24 protein-coding genes are annotated in these 19,616 nt (G+C 64.0%); 18 read left to right on the forward strand and 6 right to left on the reverse strand.

From position 1 onward, the window contains the following. Positions 1-2: 2 nt before the first annotated feature. From AC3RCP_RS29950 to pilG, 4 genes are all read right to left on the reverse strand, one after another. Complete coding sequence (locus AC3RCP_RS29950; protein WP_037035562.1) at positions 3-2,066, reverse strand: methyl-accepting chemotaxis protein; 2,064 nt, start codon at positions 2,064-2,066, stop codon at positions 3-5. A 97-nt stretch (positions 2,067-2,163) separates the two neighbouring features. Next, positions 2,164-2,703: a chemotaxis protein CheW gene (locus AC3RCP_RS29955; RefSeq protein WP_101339359.1), complete on the reverse strand. Its 540-nt coding sequence runs from the start codon at positions 2,701-2,703 to the stop codon at positions 2,164-2,166. A gap of 11 nt (positions 2,704-2,714) precedes the next feature. Next, on the reverse strand, positions 2,715-3,080 hold the full coding sequence (pilH, locus tag AC3RCP_RS29960) for a twitching motility response regulator PilH (protein WP_492570624.1): 366 nt from the start codon (positions 3,078-3,080) through the stop codon (positions 2,715-2,717). 43 nt (positions 3,081-3,123) lie between these two features. Continuing rightward, complete coding sequence (gene pilG, locus AC3RCP_RS29965; RefSeq protein ID WP_007929962.1) at positions 3,124-3,531, reverse strand: twitching motility response regulator PilG; 408 nt, start codon at positions 3,529-3,531, stop codon at positions 3,124-3,126. A 236-nt stretch (positions 3,532-3,767) separates the two neighbouring features. Here pilG and gshB point away from each other — a divergent pair, with 236 nt between their 5' ends. The 7 genes from gshB (at position 3,768) to AC3RCP_RS30000 (ending at position 9,970) form a co-directional block, all read left to right on the forward strand. Continuing rightward, a complete protein-coding gene (gshB, locus tag AC3RCP_RS29970; protein ID WP_007929968.1) occupies positions 3,768-4,742 on the forward strand; it encodes a glutathione synthase in 975 nt (324 codons plus the stop codon). Between the two features lie 170 nt (positions 4,743-4,912). After that, positions 4,913-5,812, forward strand: coding sequence for an energy transducer TonB (locus tag AC3RCP_RS29975; protein WP_007929970.1), 900 nt, complete (start codon positions 4,913-4,915; stop codon positions 5,810-5,812). 224 nt (positions 5,813-6,036) lie between these two features. Beyond that, on the forward strand, positions 6,037-6,606 hold the full coding sequence (locus AC3RCP_RS29980) for a YqgE/AlgH family protein (protein ID WP_053262979.1): 570 nt from the start codon (positions 6,037-6,039) through the stop codon (positions 6,604-6,606). Continuing rightward, positions 6,606-7,043 (forward strand): Holliday junction resolvase RuvX, encoded by a 438-nt coding sequence (gene ruvX / locus AC3RCP_RS29985; RefSeq protein ID WP_009046019.1) that lies wholly within the window; start codon positions 6,606-6,608, stop codon positions 7,041-7,043. Before AC3RCP_RS29980 ends, ruvX begins: the two co-directional genes overlap by 1 nt. Positions 7,044-7,164: 121 nt before the next feature. After that, positions 7,165-7,671: a bifunctional pyr operon transcriptional regulator/uracil phosphoribosyltransferase PyrR gene (gene pyrR / locus AC3RCP_RS29990; protein WP_492570623.1), complete on the forward strand. Its 507-nt coding sequence runs from the start codon at positions 7,165-7,167 to the stop codon at positions 7,669-7,671. A 26-nt stretch (positions 7,672-7,697) separates the two neighbouring features. After that, the gene (locus AC3RCP_RS29995; protein ID WP_007929978.1) at positions 7,698-8,702 is read left to right on the forward strand and encodes an aspartate carbamoyltransferase catalytic subunit; all 1,005 of its coding nucleotides are present in this window, start codon (positions 7,698-7,700) and stop codon (positions 8,700-8,702) included. Continuing rightward, the gene (locus AC3RCP_RS30000) at positions 8,699-9,970 is read left to right on the forward strand and encodes a dihydroorotase (RefSeq protein ID WP_101339360.1); all 1,272 of its coding nucleotides are present in this window, start codon (positions 8,699-8,701) and stop codon (positions 9,968-9,970) included. Before AC3RCP_RS29995 ends, AC3RCP_RS30000 begins: the two co-directional genes overlap by 4 nt. Before the next feature lie 88 nt (positions 9,971-10,058). Here AC3RCP_RS30000 and AC3RCP_RS30005 read toward each other — a convergent pair whose 3' ends face one another. Next, positions 10,059-10,478, reverse strand: a complete 420-nt coding sequence (locus tag AC3RCP_RS30005; RefSeq protein WP_085532999.1) for an NINE protein — start codon at positions 10,476-10,478, stop codon at positions 10,059-10,061. Between the two features lie 250 nt (positions 10,479-10,728). Here AC3RCP_RS30005 and AC3RCP_RS30010 point away from each other — a divergent pair, with 250 nt between their 5' ends. Next, on the forward strand, positions 10,729-11,361 hold the full coding sequence (locus AC3RCP_RS30010; RefSeq protein ID WP_007929981.1) for a C40 family peptidase: 633 nt from the start codon (positions 10,729-10,731) through the stop codon (positions 11,359-11,361). Positions 11,362-11,437: 76 nt separating this feature from the next. On the opposite strand, the gene AC3RCP_RS30015 is transcribed toward AC3RCP_RS30010, so the two are convergent. Beyond that, positions 11,438-12,472 carry a type IV pilus twitching motility protein PilT gene (locus AC3RCP_RS30015; protein WP_492570622.1) on the reverse strand — a complete coding sequence of 345 codons (1,035 nt, stop codon included), beginning with the start codon at positions 12,470-12,472 and terminating at the stop codon, positions 11,438-11,440. Between the two features lie 57 nt (positions 12,473-12,529). On the opposite strand from AC3RCP_RS30015, the gene AC3RCP_RS30020 reads away from it, so the two are divergent. From AC3RCP_RS30020 to AC3RCP_RS30065, 10 genes are all read left to right on the forward strand, one after another. Further along, positions 12,530-13,228 (forward strand): YggS family pyridoxal phosphate-dependent enzyme, encoded by a 699-nt coding sequence (locus AC3RCP_RS30020; RefSeq protein WP_101336191.1) that lies wholly within the window; start codon positions 12,530-12,532, stop codon positions 13,226-13,228. 34 nt (positions 13,229-13,262) lie between these two features. Further along, positions 13,263-14,081: a pyrroline-5-carboxylate reductase gene (gene proC / locus AC3RCP_RS30025; protein ID WP_101336192.1), complete on the forward strand. Its 819-nt coding sequence runs from the start codon at positions 13,263-13,265 to the stop codon at positions 14,079-14,081. Between the two features lie 10 nt (positions 14,082-14,091). Further along, entirely contained in the window at positions 14,092-14,682 is a 591-nt protein-coding gene (locus AC3RCP_RS30030; protein ID WP_007929986.1) for a YggT family protein, read from the forward strand. Positions 14,683-14,695: 13 nt separating this feature from the next. Next, the gene (locus tag AC3RCP_RS30035) at positions 14,696-14,989 is read left to right on the forward strand and encodes a DUF167 domain-containing protein (protein WP_053262984.1); all 294 of its coding nucleotides are present in this window, start codon (positions 14,696-14,698) and stop codon (positions 14,987-14,989) included. Between the two features lie 209 nt (positions 14,990-15,198). Continuing rightward, positions 15,199-16,338: a homoserine O-succinyltransferase MetX gene (gene metX / locus AC3RCP_RS30040; RefSeq protein ID WP_007921181.1), complete on the forward strand. Its 1,140-nt coding sequence runs from the start codon at positions 15,199-15,201 to the stop codon at positions 16,336-16,338. Positions 16,339-16,345: 7 nt separating this feature from the next. After that, positions 16,346-16,966: a methionine biosynthesis protein MetW gene (metW, locus tag AC3RCP_RS30045; RefSeq protein ID WP_007921185.1), complete on the forward strand. Its 621-nt coding sequence runs from the start codon at positions 16,346-16,348 to the stop codon at positions 16,964-16,966. A 24-nt stretch (positions 16,967-16,990) separates the two neighbouring features. Next, positions 16,991-17,425: a DUF4426 domain-containing protein gene (locus AC3RCP_RS30050; protein ID WP_007921193.1), complete on the forward strand. Its 435-nt coding sequence runs from the start codon at positions 16,991-16,993 to the stop codon at positions 17,423-17,425. Next, entirely contained in the window at positions 17,422-18,018 is a 597-nt protein-coding gene (rdgB, locus tag AC3RCP_RS30055) for an RdgB/HAM1 family non-canonical purine NTP pyrophosphatase (RefSeq protein WP_009046030.1), read from the forward strand. The genes AC3RCP_RS30050 and rdgB overlap by 4 nt, the downstream gene beginning before the upstream one ends. Further along, on the forward strand, positions 18,015-19,217 hold the full coding sequence (gene hemW / locus AC3RCP_RS30060; protein ID WP_101336194.1) for a radical SAM family heme chaperone HemW: 1,203 nt from the start codon (positions 18,015-18,017) through the stop codon (positions 19,215-19,217). The genes rdgB and hemW overlap by 4 nt, the downstream gene beginning before the upstream one ends. A 22-nt stretch (positions 19,218-19,239) precedes the next feature. Beyond that, positions 19,240-19,563 carry a DUF3392 domain-containing protein gene (locus AC3RCP_RS30065; protein WP_007921199.1) on the forward strand — a complete coding sequence of 108 codons (324 nt, stop codon included), beginning with the start codon at positions 19,240-19,242 and terminating at the stop codon, positions 19,561-19,563. Positions 19,564-19,616: the final 53 nt, after the last annotated feature.

Here is a 19,616-nt window from a genome sequence, read left to right on the forward strand (position 1 = left end):
CCTCAGCGGTTGTCCCGCGGCGTCTGCTCGCGACCGGCCGGCAAGGTGAAACCGGACACCGAGCGCCGCAGCTGGCTGGCCATTTTCGCCAGGTTACCGATGCTCTCGGCCGTCGCGGTCGAGCCGGACGAAGTCTGTGAAGTGATCTGCTGGATCACGTTCATGGTCAAGGATATCTGTCCGGCCGACGACGTCTGCTGCTGGGCGGCGTTGGAGATGCTCTGGATCAGCGCCGCCAGGGTCTTGGAGACGCCTTCGATTTCTTCCAGGGCCACCCCGGCATCCTGCGCCAGCCGGGCGCCGCGCACCACTTCCGAGGTGGTCTGCTCCATGGAGATCACCGCCTCGTTGGTGTCGGTCTGGATCGCCCGCACCAGGGTCTCGATCTGCCGGGTCGCCGCCGAAGAACGTTCCGCCAGGCGCTGCACCTCATCGGCCACCACCGCGAAGCCGCGCCCGGCATCCCCGGCCATGGAGGCCTGGATCGCCGCGTTGAGGGCGAGGATATTGGTCTGGTCGGCAATGTCATCGATCAGGCTGACAATGTCGCCAATTTCCTGGGACGACTCGCCCAGGCGCTTGATGCGCTTGGCAGTGTCCTGGATCTGCTCGCGGATGTTGTCCATGCCGTGGATGGTGTTGTGCACCACCTCGTTGCCCTTGTTGGCGATCTCCACCGAACGCTCGGCTACCGCCGAGGACTCGGCGGCGTTGGCCGACACCTGATCGATCGACTGGGCCATTTCGTTGATCGCGGTGGAGGCTTCGGAAATCTGCTGGGCCTGATGCTCCGAGGCTTCGGCCAGTTGCATCGCGGTGGCCTGGGTTTCCTGCACCGCGCCGGCGACCTGGCCGGCGGTGAGGTTGATGGTCGCCACCAGGTCGCGCAGCTGGTCCACGGAATAGTTGATCGAGTCGGCGATGGTGCCGGTGAAGTCCTCGGTCACCGAGGCGGTCACGGTGAGGTCGCCGTCGGCCAGGTCTTCGATCTCGTCCAGCAAACGCATGATCGCGTTCTGGTTGCGCTCGTTCTTCTCCGCAGTCTCGTGCAACTGGCGATTGGTTTCACGGACCATCACCAGGCCAATGAGGATGATCGAGGCCAGCGCAGCCAGGCCCAGGACATAACCGCCGATGGTGTCCAGCGAACGCCCGCCGGCCAGGTTCTCGAAGCCGATGGCCAGGTGCGAGGCCTCGTCGAGCAGGGTCTGCGACAGGCTGAAGATATTGCTCGCCGATTCGCGAACCTGGAACAGCTCAGGGGAGGTTTCGAGAATTTCGTCCACTGAGCCGGAGACGAACTGGAACAGCTCGCTGATCTCGGTCAGGCGCGCCCGCGCATCGCGGTCCTCGACCTGGCTGATCTTCAGGGTCGGGTTGCCCTGGAGCATGCCGCTCAGCACCTGGCCGAAACGCGCCGCGTCACGGCCGAAGACATCCGCGGCCTGCACCGCGTTTTCGTCGCCGGCCAGCACAGTATTCACCGCGCCGAGAATGCGCTCGGCGAGCAACGACTGGCGTTGCGCCATGGCCACCTGGGCCGCCGGAGCGCCGCGCTGCAGGAGGATTTCCACGACCTTTTCATACTCGACCTGCAACTGCGGCACGGTTTCCGCCAGGGTCGCGGCCACCTGATGCAGGGACAATACGGTCTGTTCGCTGGCCAGGATCGCGTCGGCGTTGTGCAGCAGCTTGTCCCAGTCCTGCTGCACCGCGCGCATTTCCTGACGCACCGCCACCGGCGCGGCGGGCAGCCCGGTGGCCGGGTCGCCTTTTTTCAGGTAGCCCCAGCGCTGGGCGAAATCGTTGCGCGCATCGCCCAGCAGCTTGAATGCCGCGGCCTTGCCCGCCGCGGCTTCCGTGGCGTTCTTGGCGATGCGCTGGGACAGCACCCGCAACTCGCCGGCGTGGCCGATGTACTGCTTGTCGTACGTGGCCTGGGTGTTGAGATAAGCGAAGTTGGCGAACAGCAGCATGATGAACACGATCAGCGCGATGAACAGCACGATGATCTGCGAGCGGCTGCGCGATCCTTCCATTGGCTTGCCTGGGTTGGCTTTTAGCATCTGCACACCTGAACTCCGGTTGTTCTGTTGCCCGCGCCATGGACGGCGCGGTCCTGCAGGTTCATCGCGCAATATTCATCGCGAGCAGGTCTCGCGCCTACAGCGCCACATCCAGGAACCCCGGCGACTGCGCCAGGGCGAAGGGACTGAATACCCACCAGACCTGCTCACACGGGAAATACCCCCGCAGGTACGGCGTGATGGCGCCCTGTCCGCTAGCGCTGGCCGCGGTTTCCAGGCTGCTCTGCTCGAAGTGCTGCATGCCGGCCACCTCGTCCACCATCAAGCCGGCGAACACCTCTTTGTGCTCGACCACCAGCACCCGCCGCTGCTTGCGCAGGGCCGACAGCTCATGGCCGAAGAACCCGCACAGGTCCATGATCGGCAGCAGCCGTCCGCGCAGGTTGGCCACGCCTTTCACCCAGGGCTTGACCCCGGGCAGCAGGGTGTAACGGGGCTCGTGCAGGACTTCGCTGACTTCGCCCATCGGCGCCACATACCAATGCTCGCCGATGCGAAAGCCGATACCGCTCCAGCCGTGCTGGCGGGTTTCCTGGGAAGGCAGGTCGGCTGCCAGCAGGCGGCAGCGCTGGTCGATCTCGAGCAGCAGTTCGAAGGCGGTTTGCGACTCGGCCATGGCGCGGGCGGTCAGCCGGCCAGGACGCTGTTCAGGGTCTTGATCAGGGTGTCTTCGTCGACCGGCTTGGTCAGGTAATCCTTGGCGCCCTGGCGAGTGCCCCAGACCTTGTCGGTTTCCTGATCCTTGGTGGTGATGATGATCACCGGGATATGGCTGGTTTCCGCATCCTTGCTCAACTGACGGGTAGCCTGGAAACCATTGAGGCCGGGCATGACGATGTCCATCAGGACCGCGTCGGGCTTTTCCTGGCGCGCCAGGGCCACGCCGTCGGCGCCGTTTTCGGCCTTCAGGACTTCATGGCCGTGCTTTTCCAGCATGCCGGTCAGTTTGTACATTTCAGTCGGCGAGTCATCGACGATCAGAATACGAGCCATGGTCTTCCCCATACGAATAGGCGTGCGGCCCGCTGGCCGAACCTCAATGTGCTTGTTCTACTGCGGCGAACCCCGGCACATGGGCCTTGATCGCGCTCAGCAGCTCTTCCTTGCTGAAAGGCTTGGTCAAAAACTGGTCAGAGCCGACGATGCGACCCTTGGCCTTGTCGAACAGACCGTCCTTGGAGGACAGCATAATCACCGGCGTGGACTTGAACGCGCTGTTGTTCTTGATCAACGCGCAGGTCTGATAGCCATCGAGCCGCGGCATCATGATGTCGACGAAAATGATGCCCGGGTGGTTGTCGGCGATCTTGGCCAGGGCCTCGAAACCGTCGACCGCGGTGATGACTTCACAGCCCACATTCTTCAGCAGCGTTTCGGCCGTGCGGCGAATCGTCTTCGAATCATCGATCACCATCACCTTGAGGGCGCTGGATTGCTGTTCCATATCTGCTCTACCATCGCCACAGCGAATCGATTTTCTGCCCGTACTGGTGGCCAATGCCTCAAGCCCTTGATGTTCAAGGCCTGAGCACGGCATGCGAGCCTTTTTAGCATACTCTCCCCATGCAATCTATCGGCCGACCGGCGCGGTGGTTTTTCCTTGACCGGGAACCGCCCGGACGCCACTCTGACGCCAATTTTGCAAGCCATTGCGCCCACTAATTTTCGAGGAAACCGCCCATGAGCGTTCGCGTCGGGATTGTCATGGACCCTATCGCCAGCATCTCCTATAAGAAGGACAGCTCGCTGGCCATGCTGCTGGCCGCCCAGGAGCGCGGCTGGACCCTGTTCTATATGGAACAGCGCGACCTGTACCAGGCGACCGGTGGCGTGGCCCGGGCGCGGATGCGCCCGCTGAAGGTGTTCGCCGACCCGCACAAGTGGTTCGAACTGGAAGCCGAGACCGACAGCGCCCTGAGCGAGCTGGACGTGATCCTGATGCGCAAGGACCCACCGTTCGACATGGAGTTCGTCTACTCCACCTACCTGCTGGAGCAGGCCGAGCGCGACGGCGTGCTGGTGGTCAACAAGCCGCAGAGCCTGCGTGACTGCAATGAAAAGCTGTTCGCCACCCTGTTCCCGCAGTGCACGCCGCCGACCATCGTCAGCCGTCGTCCGGACGTGTTGCGCGAATTCGCCGACCATCACGGCGACGTGATCCTCAAACCGCTGGACGGCATGGGCGGCTCGTCGATCTTCCGCCACACCGCCGGCCACCCGAACCTCTCGGTGATCCTCGAAACCCTGACCCAGCACGGCAAGCAGCAGATCATGATCCAGGAGTACCTGCCGGCCATCGTCGATGGCGACAAACGCATCCTGATGATCGACGGCGAACCTGTGGATTACTGCCTGGCACGGATTCCCGCCCAAGGTGAAACCCGTGGCAACCTCGCCGCCGGTGGCCGTGGCGAAGCCCGGCCGCTGACCGAGAAAGATCGCTGGATCGCCGCACAGGTCGGCCCGACCCTGCGCGAGAAAGGCCTGCTGTTCGTGGGGCTCGACGTGATCGGCGAGCACCTGACCGAAATCAACGTCACCAGCCCGACCTGCATCCGCGAGATCGACAACGCCTTTGGCACCAACATCGGCGCAATGCTGATGGATGCCATCGAGAAGAAGCTGCAAGCCGCAAGCCGCAAGCCACAAGCTTGATCGGCGTCACATGCAGCTTGTCGCTTGAAGCTTGAGGCTTACGGCTTGAAACCAACATTGCGCTATCATGCGCCGCCTGTGAAACGCGCGATGTTGGTCTTGTGATGCTTTTTGTGATGTTGAACCGCTGATGACTTTTGTGAACCGCTGATGACTTTTGTAAACCGCTGATGGCTCTCCCTTCCGATCTGCCCCCCGAGCTGGCTCACAGCGGCGTGCGCCCGGCCGATCGCCTGGGGTTTACCCTGTTCCTGGCTGCCCTGCTGCATATCGCGCTGATTCTCGGCCTGGGTTTCTCCTTCGCCGAACCCAAGCAGATCAGCAAGACCCTGGAAATCACCCTGGCCACCTTCAAGAGCGAGACCAAGCCGAAGAAGGCCGATTTCCTCGCCCAGGAAAACCAGCAAGGCAGCGGCACCCTGGACAAGAAAGCGATCCCGAAGACCACCGAAGTGGCGCCGTTCCAGGAAAACAAGGTCAATAAGGTCACCCCGCCGCCTCCGGCGAAGACCGAGGTCAAGGAAGCCGCGCCCAAGGCCGCGGTCGCCACTACCGCGCCGAAGCCGAAAAAGACCGTCACCAAGCGTGAAGAGGTCAAGACCGAGGCCAAACCCAAGGTTCCCGTGCCGACGTTCGACAGCGAGCAGCTGTCCAGCGACATCGCCAGCCTGGAGGCCGAACTGGCCCAGGAGCAGCAGCTGTACGCCAAGCGCCCGCGCATCCACCGCCTGAGCGCGGCCTCGACCATGCGCGACAAGGGCGCCTGGTACAAGGATGAGTGGCGCAAGAAGGTCGAGCGCATCGGCAACCTCAACTACCCGGAAGAAGCCCGGCGCAAGCAGATCTACGGCAACCTGCGGCTGATGGTCTCGATCAACCGCGACGGTTCTCTGTACGAGGTGCTGGTGCTGGAGTCCTCCGGCCAGCCGCTGCTGGACCAGGCGGCGCAACGCATCGTACGCCTGGCGGCACCGTTCGCGCCCTTTACCGGCGACCTGTCGGATATCGACCGCCTGGAGATCATCCGCACCTGGAAGTTCGCCCGCGGCGACCGGCTGTCCAGCAACTGATTCCCTGCCTCTTGTAGCCGCTGCCGAGCCTGCGAGGCTGCGTACGGGCGCGTAGCGGCCGCAAAAAATGTCCATGCGGTGTGCCAGGCAAAACGTGCAGGCAGATTTGCGCCTGCCGCGCAGTCGTACGCAGCCTCGCAGGCTCGGCAGCGGCTACAGGATTCGTGGGGAATGAGAGCATCCCCAGCTTGTCAGTTCGCCCCTCCACCGCCACACTAGCGCTCATGAAAAACGTCAGCCCCAGCTACCTCAAGCATCACTTCCTGATCGCCATGCCGCACATGGCCGACCCGAACTTTGCGCACACCTTGACCTACATCGTCGAGCACAATGCCAATGGCGCCATGGGGTTGGTGGTCAACCGTCCGCAGGACCTGAACCTCGCCGATATCCTCGAGCAATTGCGCCCCGAGATCGACCCGCCAGCGCTCTGCCAGCATGTGCCGATCTTCATCGGCGGCCCGGTGCAGACCGATCGCGGTTTTGTCCTGCACCCCAGCGGCCCGACCTTCCAGGCCACGGTCGAGCTGGACGGCCTGTCGCTGTCGACGTCCCAGGACGTGCTGTTCGCCATCGCCGATGGCGTCGGTCCGGCCAAAAGCCTGATCGCCCTCGGTTATGCCGGCTGGGAAGCCGGACAGCTGGAAGCCGAGCTGGCGGACAACGCCTGGCTGACCTGCCCGTTCGACGCCGACATCCTGTTCAACACCAGCAGCGAACTGCGCCTGGAAGCAGCGGCCAGGCACCTGGGCATCAACCTCGCCCTGCTGACCAGCCAGGCGGGCCACGCCTGATGGCCCTGCGACTGATCCTCGGGTTCGACTACGGCACCAAGCAGATCGGCGTGGCGGTCGGCCAGGCCATCACCGGCCAGGCCCGCGAGCTGTGCACCCTGAAGGCGCAGAACGGCGTGCCGGACTGGAATCAGGTCGAAGCCCTGATCAAGGAATGGAAGCCGGATGCGGTGGTGGTCGGCCTGCCATTGAACATGGACGGCACCCCGAGCGAGATGTGCGTGCGCGCCGAGAAGTTCGCCCGGCGCCTCAATGGCCGCTACAACCTGCCCTTCTATACCCATGACGAACGCCTGACCACCTTCGAGGCCAAGGGCGAACGCCTGGCCCGCGGCGGCCAGAAAGGCAGTTACCGCGACAACCCGGTCGACGCCATCGCCGCCGCCCTGCTGCTGCAAGGCTGGCTCGACGAAAACGCAGCGCTGTTGAACAACTGAAACGCCGAATCCTGAAGATGCGTGGTCAACCCCCGGCCACGCGCCTCCTGGCCACAACACCAGCCGTAAGACCCTGCGCCTTGCTGCATGCAACCAGGCGCGGGCCCACGAAGGAGCAATCATGAGCCTGCCCAATCCCGCCGAACTGATCAGCCAGATGGCCGTGCGTCTCACCACCCACCTGGAACAACGCGCCATCAGCGAGCCCCGCTATATCGGCATCCGTACCGGCGGCGTCTGGGTCGCCCAGGCCCTGCTCGCCGAACTGGGCAGCGACGCGCCGCTGGGCACCCTGGATGTGTCCTTCTACCGCGACGACTTCAGCCAGAACGGCCTGCATCCGCAAGTGCGCCCTTCCGAGCTGCCGTTCGAGATCGAGGGCCAGCACCTGATCCTGATCGACGACGTGCTGATGAGCGGCCGCACCATCCGCGCCGCCCTCAACGAGCTGTTCGACTACGGCCGCCCAGCCAGCGTGACCCTGGTCTGCCTGCTGGACCTGGACGCCGCCGAGCTGCCGATTCGTCCGAACGTGGTCGGCGCCACCCTGTCGCTGGCCGCCCACGAGCGGGTAAAATTGTCCGGTCCTGCGCCGCTTCAACTCGAGCTTCAAGACCTCGCCCTTTAATTCGCCCCTCTAAAGAGTCCATTGCGATGACGCCTCTAGACGCCAAGCGCCCGCTGCAGCTCAACGATCAGGGCCAGCTGCGCCACTTCCTCTCGCTCGACGGTCTGCGTCGCGAGCTGCTGACGGAAATCCTCGACACCGCCGACTCCTTCCTCGAAGTCGGCGCCCGGGCGGTGAAGAAAGTCCCTTTGCTGCGCGGCAAGACCGTGTGCAACGTGTTCTTCGAGAACTCCACCCGTACCCGCACCACCTTCGAACTGGCGGCCCAGCGCCTGTCGGCGGACGTGATCACGCTCAACGTGTCCACCTCCTCGGCCAGCAAGGGTGAAACCCTGCTCGACACCCTGCGCAACCTCGAAGCCATGGCCGCCGACATGTTCGTCGTGCGCCACGGCGACTCCGGCGCCGCGCACTTCATCGCCGAGCATGTGTGCCCGCAGGTGGCGATCATCAACGGCGGCGACGGCCGCCACGCCCACCCGACCCAGGGCATGCTCGACATGCTCACCATCCGTCGGCACAAGGGCGGTTTCGAAAACCTCTCGGTGGCCATCGTCGGCGACATCCTGCACTCACGGGTGGCGCGCTCGAACATGCTGGCCCTGAAAACCCTGGGTTGCCCGGACATCCGCGTGATCGCGCCCAAGACCCTGCTGCCGATCGGCATCGAGCAATACGGGGTGAAGGTCTACACCGACATGGCCGAAGGTCTGAAAGATGTCGACGTGGTGATCATGCTGCGCCTGCAGCGCGAGCGCATGCAGGGCGGCCTGCTGCCGAGCGAGGGCGAGTTCTACCGCCTGTTCGGCCTGACCACCGCGCGCCTGGCCGGCGCCAAGCCGGACGCCATCGTCATGCACCCGGGCCCGATCAACCGCGGCGTGGAGATCGAATCGGCGGTGGCCGACGGTCCGCACTCGGTGATCCTCAACCAGGTGACCTACGGCATCGCGGTACGCATGGCCGTACTGTCCATGGCCATGAGCGGGCAGACCGCCCAGCGACAATTCGAGCAGGAGAACGCCCAGTGAAGCTCAGCATTCTCGGCGCCCGTGTCATCGATCCAAGCAGCGGCCTGGATCAAGTCAGCGATATCCATCTGGAAGCCGGCAAGATCGTCGCCATCGGCGCCGCGCCCGCCGGTTTCAGCGCGGTTGAAAGCCTCGACGCCAAGGGCCTGGTGGCCGCGCCCGGGCTGGTGGACCTGAACGTCTCCCTGCGCGAGCCGGGCTACAGCCGCAAAGGCACCATCGCCAGCGAAACCCGCGCCGCCGCGGCCGGTGGCGTCACCAGCCTGTGCTGCCCGCCGCGCACCAAGCCGGTGCTGGACACCTCGGCGGTGGCCGAGCTGATCCTCGATCGCGCCCGCGAGGCCGGCAACACCAAGGTGTTCCCAATCGGCGCCCTGAGCAAAGGCCTGGACGGCGAACAGCTGGCCGAGTTGATCGCCCTGCGCGACGCCGGTTGCGTGGCCTTCGGCAACGGCCTGGAGGGCTTTCGCAGCACCCGCACCCTGTGCCGGGCGCTGGAATACGCGGCGACCTTCGACCTGACGGTGATTTTCCACTCCCAGGACCGCGACCTGGCCGAAGGCGGCCTGGCCCACGAAGGCGCCACCGCCAGCTTCCTCGGCCTGCCGGGCATTCCGGAAACCGCGGAAACCGTGGCCCTGGCCCGTGACCTGCTGCTGGTGGAGCAAAGCGGCGTGCGCGCCCACTTCAGCCAGCTGACCAGCGCCCGGGGCGTGGCCCTGATCGCCCAGGCCCAGGCCCGCGGCCTGCCGGTGACCGCCGACGTGGCGCTGTACCAGCTGATCCTCACCGACGACGCGCTGATCGACTTCTCCAGCCTCTATCACGTCCAGCCGCCGCTGCGCTCGCGCGCCGACCGCGAAGGCCTGCGCGAGGCCGTGAAGTCCGGGGTGGTCCAGGCCATCTCCAGCCATCACCAGCCCCACGAACGCGACGCCAAGCTGGCACCTTTCGGCGCCACCGAGCCGGGCATCAGCAGCGTCGAGCTGCTGCTGCCGCTGGCCATGACCCTGGTGGAAGACGGTCTGCTCGACCTGCCGACCCTGCTGGCACGCCTGAGCAGCGGCCCGGCCGACGCCCTGCGCCTGCCAGCCGGCAAGCTGGCGGTGGGCGCTCCGGCGGACCTGGTGCTGTTCGACCCGAGCACGTCCACCGTGGCTGGCGAACACTGGTTGTCGAAAGGCGAGAACTGCCCGTTCCTCGGCCATAGCCTGCCGGGCGTGGTGCGTTACACCCTGGTGGATGGACGGATCAGCCACAAGGGCTGAGTCCTGCGGCACCTGTTATCGCGGACAAGCCCCGCTCCTACAGAACATCCGTAGGAGCGGGGCTTGTCCGCGATGACGCTCTCGATACTTAACGCCGCTGCGCGTTACGCAACGACACCTGGTCGTTCAGCGTCCAGAAGTCATACAAGACCCCCAGAAAGAACACCCCGCCAGTCAGCAGGTACAGCAGGCCGCTGATCCATTTGCCCTGATACATGCGGTGCACGCCGAAGATCCCGAGAAAGGTCAGGAGGATCCAGGCGACGCTGTATTCGATGGGTCCCGGGGTAAAACGCAGGTCGGCCTCACGGTCCATGGCCGGGATCAGGAACAGGTCGATCAGCCAGCCGATGCCCAGCAAGCCCAGGGTGAAAAACCAGAGGGTTCCGGTAACCGGCTTGCCGTAATAGAAGCGGTGGGAGCCGGTAAAACCGAAAATCCACAACAGGTAACCGATCACCTTGCTGTGGGTGTCATGGGTCGAACCGTCCGGGCGATAGGTGTTCATTGAGTACCTCGTTCCACGCAATAGATAAATTTTCTTTAATTCTTTGTGACTTTTTTACAGGCAGCCGACGTGTGGCAAATGTTAAGGTCGCTGCCATGAAACCCTTGTACTGCCTGACTTCTGTCGGACAATTGCGTCAATTTGCCGCCTCTTCAGCGAATTTGACCTCCAGGTTGAATCGACCAACGGCCTGAGAAGTGACAAAAAAGCTGTTATAAAGTTGCGCGCTAACCCATATGAGCCTTGCCTAATGCGTCCATTTTTCAAGACATGGCTAACCATTTGCCTATTGATGCCACTGGCTGCCCACGCCACCAATCGTGAGCAACGTCTTCCCAACGTGAACGGCTTCACTCCAAAAGCCCACGTCACCCAAATCAGCAAGAACAGCTCCAAGAACAAGCTGTCGGTCAAACGCCCGACTCACCTGAGCAGCGTCAGCAGCAAGCCGGTACCGCAGATGGCGGCCAAGCAGAGCAGCACCGTGCTCAGCCGTGCCGTCAACGTACTGGGTACTCCTTACCGTTGGGGCGGCAGCAGCCCAAGTAAAGGCTTCGACTGCAGCGGCCTGGTGAAATACGCCTTCAACGACGTCGCCGCCGTCGATCTGCCGCGCACCTCGAACGCCATGGCCAGCGGTCACGGGCAGAAAGTCGAGCGCAAGGACCTCAAGCCTGGCGACCTGCTGTTCTTCAACCTCAAGAGCCGCCGGGTCAACCACGTCGCCATCTACCTGGGCAACGATCGCTTCATCCACGCGCCGCGCCGCGGCAAGTCGGTGACCATCGATACCCTGAAGAAGCCGTACTGGGACAAGAACTACGTAGTGGCCAAGCGGGTCCTGCCAAAAGAGCAGAACACCCTGCGCATCGTTCAGCGCTGATCGCCCTCCCTGATCGCGAGTCATCGAGCCACCACACTCGATGGCTCGCGATTGCATTGGCCGCCCCGATACCTCTTCAAATACTGTCCGGCGCCCGCGCCTTTTCCCGGGCGTGCTCCCGGCTGACCAGCCCCGCATCCACCAGTGCCTTCAGGCTCATGTCCAGGGTCTGCATCCCCAGCGCCCCGCCGGTCTGGATCGCCGAATACATCTGCGCCACCTTGTCCTCGCGGATCAGGTTACGGATCGCCGCGCTGCCCAGCATGATCTCGTGAGCCGCTACCCGGCCTCCGCCGATACGCTTCACCAGCGTCTGGGAAACCACCGCCTGCAGCGACTCAGAGAGCATGGAGCGAACCATCGCCTTCTCCTCGGCCGGGAACACGTCCACCACCCGATCCACGGTTTTCGCCGCCGACGTGGTGTGCAGGGTGCCGAACACCAGATGCCCGGTCTCCGCGGCGGTCAGCGCCAGGCGAATGGTTTCCAGATCGCGCATTTCCCCTACCAGAATCACATCCGGGTCTTCGCGCAAGGCCGAGCGCAAGGCCGTGGAGAAGCTGCGGGTGTCGCGATGCACCTCGCGCTGGTTGATCAGGCACTTCTTCGATTCGTGGATGAACTCGATGGGGTCCTCGATGGTGAGGATGTGCTGGTGCCGGTGCTGATTCAGGTGATCGATCATCGCCGCCAGGGTGGTCGACTTGCCCGAGCCGGTCGGCCCGGTCACCAGCACCAGGCCGCGGGGCACTTCGCTGATGCGGCGTAAGACCTCACCCATGCCCAGTTCGTCCAGGCCCGGCACCTTGGCCGCAATGCTGCGAAAGACCGCGCCACCGCCGCGCTGATGGTTGAAGGCATTGACCCGAAAGCGCGCCAGGCCCGGCACCGCGAAGGAAAAGTCGATTTCCAGCGCGGCCTTGAACTCGGCCCGCTGCGGATCAGTCATGCTGGCCAGGATCAGCTCGTGCACCTGTTGCGCCTCCAGCACCGGCAGGTTGATCCGGCGAATATCGCCGTCGATACGAATCATCGGCGGCAAACCGGCCGAGAGGTGCAGGTCCGAAGCGCCCTGTTTGACGCTGAAGGCCAGCAACTCAGTGATATCCATAGCGTTCCCCAATTCCAGTAGAATGCCGCGAACCCAAGACCCGCTGGCGTACATCGAATGTCCACGATAGCAGACAACATCGCCCTGGTTAGCGCACGGATCCGTGCCGCGGCGCAGGCCTCGCAACGTGACGAAAGCAGCATCCATCTGCTGGCCGTGAGCAAGACCAAGCCCGCCGCGGCGCTGCGTGAAGCCTACGCGGCCGGTCTGCGCGACTTCGGCGAGAACTACCTGCAAGAAGCCCTGGGCAAACAGGCGGAACTTGGCGACCTGCCCTTGAGTTGGCACTTCATCGGCCCCATTCAGTCGAACAAGACGCGAGCTATCGCCGAGAACTTCGCCTGGGTGCATTCCGTGGATCGCTTGAAAATCGCTCAACGCCTGTCCGAGCAACGCCCGGCCGACTTGCCGCCGCTGAACATCTGCATTCAGGTCAATGTCAGTGGCGAGGCCAGCAAATCTGGCTGCACACCGGCCGACCTGCCGGCCCTGGCCAGCGCCATCAGCGCCTTGCCGCGCCTGCAACTGCGCGGGCTGATGGCGATTCCCGAGCCGACCGAAGATCGTGCCGCCCAGGACGCCGCCTTCGCGGCCGTGCGCAGCCTGAACGACAACCTGCGCGAAAGCCTGGACCTGCCAACCGACACACTTTCCATGGGCATGAGCCACGACCTCGAAGCGGCCATTGCCCAGGGCGCCACCTGGGTACGTATCGGTACCGCTTTGTTTGGCGCACGCGATTATGGCCAGCCATGACTGTGGCGGCCTCACCTCTGAATAAGGACCTGTCATGAGCAAGACTCGTATCGCCTTTATCGGCGCCGGCAACATGGCTGCCAGCTTGATCGGCGGCCTGCGCGCCAAGGGCCTGGACGCCAGCCAGATCCGCGCCAGCGACCCGGGCGCCGAAACCCGCGCCAAGGTCCAGGCCGAGCACGGCATTGAACTGTTCGCCGACAATGCCGAGGCTATCGCCGGCGTCGACGTGGTGGTGCTGGCGGTCAAGCCACAGGCCATGAAGGCCGTGTGCGAAGCCCTGCGCCCCAGCCTGAAACCGCACCAGTTGATCGTGTCCATCGCCGCCGGCATCACCTGCGCCAGCATGAACAAGTGGCTCGGCGAGCAGCCGATCGTGCGTTGCATGCCCAATACCCCGGCCCTGCTGCGCCAGGGTGCCAGCGGCCTGTACGCCACCGCTGCGGTGAGCGCGGCGCAACGCCAGCAGGCCGAAGAACTGCTGTCGGCCGTGGGCATCGTCCTGTGGCTGGAACAGGAGCAGCAACTGGACGCGGTGACCGCCGTGTCCGGCAGCGGTCCGGCGTATTTCTTCCTGCTGATCGAAGCCATGACCGCCGCCGGCGAGAAACTCGGCCTGCCACGGGAAACCGCCCGCCAACTGACCCTGCAGACCGCGCTGGGCGCGGCGCACATGGCGGCCTCCAGCGACGTGGACGCGGCTGAACTGCGCCGCCGCGTGACCTCGCCGGCCGGGACCACGGAAGCCGCGATCAAGTCGTTCCAGGCCAGTGGCTTCGAAGCCCTGGTGGAAAAAGCATTGGGTGCCGCCGCGCACCGCTCGGCCGAGATGGCCGAACAACTGGGCCAATAAGGAGCCAATGATGATTGGATTGAACACTGCGGCGGTGTACGTGCTGCAAACCCTGGGCAGCCTGTACCTGCTGATCGTGCTGCTGCGCTTCGTGCTGCAACTGGTACGCGCCGACTTCTACAACCCGCTGTGCCAGTTCGCCGTGCGCGCCACCCAGCCGCTGCTCAAGCCGATGCGCCGGGTCATCCCGAGCCTGTTCGGCCTGGACATGTCGTCGCTGATCCTGGCGATCGTCGTGCAACTGCTGCTGATGGCCCTGACCCTGCTGCTGACCTACGGCACCACCGGCAACCCGCTGCAACTGCTGATCTGGTCGATCATTGGCGTGACCGCGCTGTTCATGAAGATTTTCTTCTTCGCCCTGATCATCAGCGTGATCCTTTCCTGGGTCGCCCCGGGCAGCCATAACCCGGGCGCCGAGTTGGTCAACCAGATCTGCGAGCCGGCCCTGGCGCCGTTCCGCCGCATCCTGCCGAGCATGGGCGGCCTGGATATCTCGCCAATCCTGGCGTTCATGGTGCTCAAGCTGATCGACATGCTGGTGATCAACAACCTGGCGGCCATGACCATGATGCCGGAAATCCTGCGTCTGCTGATCTGACCCGGCCTCTGTGATGAGTTACTTTCGCTGGGACGGCGACGACCTGATCCTGGAGTGCCACCTGCAACCTGCGGCCCGTAGCGATGATTTCGCCGGGCTGCATGGTGAGCGCCTGAAGATCCGCCTCACCGCGCCACCGGTGGAGGGCAAGGCCAACGCTTATTTGATGGCGTTCCTGGCCAAGGCCTTCGGCGTGTCCAAGAGCCAGGTCAGCCTGATCAGCGGCGAGCTGAACCGGCAGAAACGGGTGCGGATCAACGCACCGAAAAAACTCCCGGACCTGCCGGAATTACAGCGTCCATCCTGATCACTCTCTGTAGCCACTGCCGTAGGCTGCGATAAGGGCCGAAGGCCCTTCGAGGCCCTCAAGAGCACGTCTCCTGCGGAGCCGATCGCAGCCTGCGGCAGCGGCTACAAGGTTCGTCACAGGTCGCGGGAGAATCAGCCCCGGCCTTTGCTTGCCGCTGGGGGCAGCGGTCTTTAGACTTACGCCTCATTTAAACGAGAGCAGGGTCGATGCCAACTGCCTTTCCCGCCGATTCCGTTGGTCTGGTGACGCCGCAAGTGGCGCATTTCAGCGAGCCCCTGGCCCTGGCCTGCGGCCGCTCCCTGCCAGCCTATGATCTGATCTACGAGACCTACGGCCAGCTGAACGCCACGGCGAGCAATGCCGTGCTGATCTGCCACGCCCTGTCCGGCCATCACCACGCCGCTGGCTACCACAGCCCCGACGACCGCAAGCCGGGCTGGTGGGACAGCTGCATCGGCCCGGGCAAGCCGATCGACACCAACAAGTTCTTCGTCGTCAGCCTGAACAACCTCGGCGGCTGCAACGGTTCCACCGGCCCAAGTAGCGTCAATCCGGACACCGGCAAGCCGTTCGGCGCCGATTTCCCGGTGCTGACCGTGGAAGACTGGGTGCACAGCCAGGCGCGCCTGGCCGACCGCATCGGCATCCACCAGTGGGCCGCCGTGATCGGCGGCAGCCTGGGCGGCATGCAGGCCCTGCAATGGACCATCACCTACCCGGACCGTGTGCGCCATTGCCTGGCCATCGCCTCGGCGCCCAAGCTGTCGGCGCAGAACATCGCCTTCAACGAAGTGGCGCGCCAGGCCATCCTCACCGACCCCGAATTCCACGGCGGTTCGTTCCAGGAACAGGGCGTGATCCCCAAGCGCGGGCTGATGCTGGCGCGGATGGTCGGGCACATCACCTACCTGTCCGACGACTCCATGGGCGAGAAATTCGGCCGTGGCCTGAAGAGCGAAAAGCTCAACTACGACTTCCACAGCGTCGAGTTCCAGGTCGAAAGCTATCTGCGTTATCAGGGCGAGGAGTTCTCCGGGCGGTTCGACGCCAACACCTACCTGCTGATGACCAAGGCCCTGGATTACTTCGATCCGGCGGCGAACTTCGACGATAACCTGGCGAAAACCTTCGAAGGCGCCAAGGCCAAGTTCTGCGTGATGTCCTTCACCACCGACTGGCGCTTCTCCCCGGCCCGCTCGCGGGAGCTGGTGGATGCCCTGATGGCCGCGCGCAAGGACGTCAGCTACCTGGAAATCGATGCCCCACAGGGCCACGACGCCTTTCTGATTCCGATCCCGCGTTACCTGCAGGCGTTCGGCAACTACATGAACCGTATAACGCTGTGAGGACGCCATGAGAGCCGATCTGGAAATCATCCAAGAATGGATCCCCGCCGGCAGCCGCGTGCTCGACCTCGGTTGCGGCAATGGCGAACTGCTGAGCTGGCTGCGCGATCACAAGCAAGTCACCGGCTATGGCCTGGAAAACGACCCGGACAACATCGCCGAGTGCGTGGCCAAGGGCATCAACGTCATCGAGCAGGACCTGGACAAGGGCCTGGGCAACTTCGCCAGCAACAGCTTCGATATCGTGGTCATGACCCAGGCCCTGCAGGCCGTGCACTACCCGGATCGGATCCTCGACGAAATGCTGCGGGTCGGCCGCCAGTGCATCATCACCTTCCCCAACTTCGGCCACTGGCGCTGCCGCTGGTACCTGGCCAGCAAGGGACGGATGCCGGTCTCCGAATTCCTGCCGTACACCTGGTACAACACGCCGAACATCCACTTCTGCACGTTCGAGGACTTTGAAGAGCTTTGCCGCGAACGTGAAGCCAAGGTCATCGATCGCCTTGCGGTGGATCAACAGCACCGGCACGGGTGGGCCAGTAAGCTATGGCCTAATCTGTTAGGTGAGATCGGCATCTACCGCGTCAGCAGCCCCGGCCTGCAGGATCACCAGATCGCGGTATAAACCAGGTTCAAAAGGAGAACGATCATGGGTCGCTTGGTTACTTTTCTATTGGCAGCGTGCCTGAGCGCATCGGCGATGGCCGCCGAGCCCATCAAGGGCGAGCGCCAGGAAGTGTTCGGTGACGTGACCGTGCACTACAACACCTTCAACTCCACCTTCCTGCAACCGGATATCGCCAAGGCTGCGGAGCTGGTGCGCAGCAAGAACCAGGGCGTGATCAACGTTTCCGTGCTCAAGGCCGGCAAACCGCTGGTCGCCCAGGTCACCGGGACTGTCAAGGACCTGACCAGCCAGTCGGTGCCGCTGAAATTCAAGCAGGTCACCGAACAGGGCGCGATCTACTACATCGCCCAGTACCCGGTGGAACAGCAGGAAACCCGCACCTTCGAAATCAAGGTGCAGACCGGTGACGCGATCAACACCATCAACTTCAACCAAGAGCTTTTCCCCGGCGAATGATGACTTTTACCCAACTCGTACTGGCCAGCCATAACGCCGGCAAGCTCAAGGAACTCCAGGCCATGCTCGGCGACTCGGTGCACCTGCGCTCGATCGGCGAGTTCAGCAGCGTCGAACCGGAAGAAACCGGCCTGTCGTTCGTCGAGAACGCCATCCTCAAGGCCCGCAACGCTTCGCGCATTTCCGGCCTGCCGGCGCTGGCGGACGATTCCGGCCTGGCGGTGGACTTCCTCGGCGGCGCGCCGGGCATCTACTCGGCGCGCTACGCCGACGGCCAGGGCGACGCGGCGAACAACGCCAAGCTGCTGGACGCCCTGAAGGACGTTCCCGAGGCCGAGCGCGGCGCGCAGTTCGTCTGCGTCCTGGCGCTGGTGCGACATGCCGAGGATCCGCTGCCGATCCTCTGCGAAGGCCTGTGGCACGGGCGCATCCTCACGGCCGCCAGCGGCGAACACGGTTTCGGCTACGACCCGCTGTTCTGGGTGCCGGAGCGCAACTGCTCCAGCGCCGAGCTGGACCCGATCCAAAAGAACCAACTCAGCCATCGCGCCCGCGCCATGGCCATTCTGCGGCAACGCCTGAGCCTGCAATGACCATTGATTCGTCCGCGCCACCGCTGATTCTCGGCGGTGCGCAAACGCCCCGGGCGGCCCTGCCCCAGCTGCCGCCCCTGGCGCTGTACATCCACATCCCGTGGTGTGTACGCAAATGCCCTTACTGCGACTTCAACTCCCACGCCGCCAGCCCGGTGCTGCCGGAAGAAGAGTACGTCGACGCCCTGCTGGCCGACCTCGACCAGGACCTGGCCGCCGTCTACGGCCGCGAGCTGAGTTCGATCTTCTTCGGCGGCGGCACGCCGAGCCTGTTCAGCGCCCAGGTCCTGGGCCGGTTGCTCAAAGGCGTGGAGCAACGCATCCCGTTCGCCCGCGACATCGAGATCACTCTGGAAGCCAACCCCGGGACCTTCGAACAGGAGAAGTTCACCGCCTATCGCGCCCTGGGCATCAATCGCCTGTCGATCGGCATCCAGAGTTTCCAGGAAGACAAGCTCAAGGCCCTGGGCCGCATCCACAATGGCGACGAAGCCGTGCGCGCCGCCGGCATGGCGCGCCAGGCCGGGTTCGACAACTTCAACCTGGACCTGATGCACGGCCTGCCCGACCAGTCCCTGGACGACGCCCTGGGCGACCTGCGCCAGGCCATCGCCATGAAGCCGACCCACCTGTCCTGGTACCAGTTGACCCTGGAACCCAATACGGTGTTCTGGAACCAGCCGCCGACGCTGCCGGAAGACGACACCCTGTGGGACATCCAGGAAGCCGGTCAGGCGCTTTTGGCCGAGCACGGCTACGCCCAGTACGAAGTCTCGGCCTATGCCCAGCCCGGTCGGGCGGCCCGGCACAACCTCAATTACTGGAGCTTCGGCGACTTCATCGGCATCGGCGCCGGGGCACACGGCAAGCTCAGCCATCCGGACGGGCGCATCGTGCGCACCTGGAAGACCCGCCTGCCCAAGGACTACCTCAACCCGGCGAAACACTTCAAGGCCGGCGAAAAGGACCTGAGCAACGAAGAGCTGCCGTTCGAGTTCCTGATGAACGCCCTGCGCCTGACCGAAGGCGTCGAGGCGCGGCTGTATCCGGAGCGTACCGGGCTGCCCCTGGAAAGCCTCGCCGAAGGTCGCCGCGACGCCGAACAAAGCGGCCTGTTACAGGTCGAACCGTCACGCCTGGCCGCCACCCCGCGCGGCCAGCTGTTCCTCAATGACTTGCTGCAGAAATTTCTGAGCTGATTTCAGCCCTAAGGGAAAACGAATGGATTTGATACTCGACCTGCTCGCTACCGTGTCCCGCTGGAGTCGCAGCAACCTTTCAGAAATCTCCCTGGCCCTCGTCGGCTGCCTGTTGGTGCTGTTCGGCGCCGATATCAAGGGCTGGGTCGAAGCACGCCTGGGCGGCCTCGCCGGCGCCCTGCGCGTACCGATGATGGCGCTGCTGTGCATGATCGGCAGCGGTGCCGCGCTGATCTACGCCACGCCATGGATCGTCCGCGGCCTGAGCCAGTTCAACAACTACAGCCTGGCGCCGGTGCTGCTGGTGGTGCTGGTGTTGATCGGCGTCGTCGCCGACCGCCGATAAACCACGCCCCGTAGGAGCGAAGCTTGCTCGCGATAGCGGACTTCGCAGCGCCG

The organism is Pseudomonas sp. GW822-FHT05A08 (assembly GCF_058800485.1).

Bases quoted from the DNA above. Each gene is read 5' to 3' on its own strand.
- AC3RCP_RS29950 (WP_037035562.1), bottom strand. From the start codon at position 2,066: ATGCTAAAAGCCAACCCAGGCAAGCCAATGGAAGGATCGCGCAGCCGC.
- AC3RCP_RS29955 (WP_101339359.1), bottom strand. From the start codon at position 2,703: ATGGCCGAGTCGCAAACCGCCTTCGAACTGCTGCTCGAGATCGACCAG.
- pilH (WP_492570624.1), bottom strand. From the start codon at position 3,080: ATGGCTCGTATTCTGATCGTCGATGACTCGCCGACTGAAATGTACAAA.
- pilG (WP_007929962.1), bottom strand. From the start codon at position 3,531: ATGGAACAGCAATCCAGCGCCCTCAAGGTGATGGTGATCGATGATTCG.
- gshB (WP_007929968.1), top strand. From the start codon at position 3,768: ATGAGCGTTCGCGTCGGGATTGTCATGGACCCTATCGCCAGCATCTCC.
- AC3RCP_RS29975 (WP_007929970.1), top strand. From the start codon at position 4,913: ATGGCTCTCCCTTCCGATCTGCCCCCCGAGCTGGCTCACAGCGGCGTG.
- AC3RCP_RS29980 (WP_053262979.1), top strand. From the start codon at position 6,037: ATGAAAAACGTCAGCCCCAGCTACCTCAAGCATCACTTCCTGATCGCC.
- ruvX (WP_009046019.1), top strand. From the start codon at position 6,606: ATGGCCCTGCGACTGATCCTCGGGTTCGACTACGGCACCAAGCAGATC.
- pyrR (WP_492570623.1), top strand. From the start codon at position 7,165: ATGAGCCTGCCCAATCCCGCCGAACTGATCAGCCAGATGGCCGTGCGT.
- AC3RCP_RS29995 (WP_007929978.1), top strand. From the start codon at position 7,698: ATGACGCCTCTAGACGCCAAGCGCCCGCTGCAGCTCAACGATCAGGGC.
- AC3RCP_RS30005 (WP_085532999.1), bottom strand. From the start codon at position 10,478: ATGAACACCTATCGCCCGGACGGTTCGACCCATGACACCCACAGCAAG.
- AC3RCP_RS30010 (WP_007929981.1), top strand. From the start codon at position 10,729: ATGCGTCCATTTTTCAAGACATGGCTAACCATTTGCCTATTGATGCCA.
- AC3RCP_RS30015 (WP_492570622.1), bottom strand. From the start codon at position 12,472: ATGGATATCACTGAGTTGCTGGCCTTCAGCGTCAAACAGGGCGCTTCG.
- AC3RCP_RS30020 (WP_101336191.1), top strand. From the start codon at position 12,530: ATGTCCACGATAGCAGACAACATCGCCCTGGTTAGCGCACGGATCCGT.
- proC (WP_101336192.1), top strand. From the start codon at position 13,263: ATGAGCAAGACTCGTATCGCCTTTATCGGCGCCGGCAACATGGCTGCC.
- AC3RCP_RS30030 (WP_007929986.1), top strand. From the start codon at position 14,092: ATGATTGGATTGAACACTGCGGCGGTGTACGTGCTGCAAACCCTGGGC.
- AC3RCP_RS30035 (WP_053262984.1), top strand. From the start codon at position 14,696: ATGAGTTACTTTCGCTGGGACGGCGACGACCTGATCCTGGAGTGCCAC.
- metX (WP_007921181.1), top strand. From the start codon at position 15,199: ATGCCAACTGCCTTTCCCGCCGATTCCGTTGGTCTGGTGACGCCGCAA.
- metW (WP_007921185.1), top strand. From the start codon at position 16,346: ATGAGAGCCGATCTGGAAATCATCCAAGAATGGATCCCCGCCGGCAGC.
- AC3RCP_RS30050 (WP_007921193.1), top strand. From the start codon at position 16,991: ATGGGTCGCTTGGTTACTTTTCTATTGGCAGCGTGCCTGAGCGCATCG.
- rdgB (WP_009046030.1), top strand. From the start codon at position 17,422: ATGATGACTTTTACCCAACTCGTACTGGCCAGCCATAACGCCGGCAAG.
- hemW (WP_101336194.1), top strand. From the start codon at position 18,015: ATGACCATTGATTCGTCCGCGCCACCGCTGATTCTCGGCGGTGCGCAA.
- AC3RCP_RS30065 (WP_007921199.1), top strand. From the start codon at position 19,240: ATGGATTTGATACTCGACCTGCTCGCTACCGTGTCCCGCTGGAGTCGC.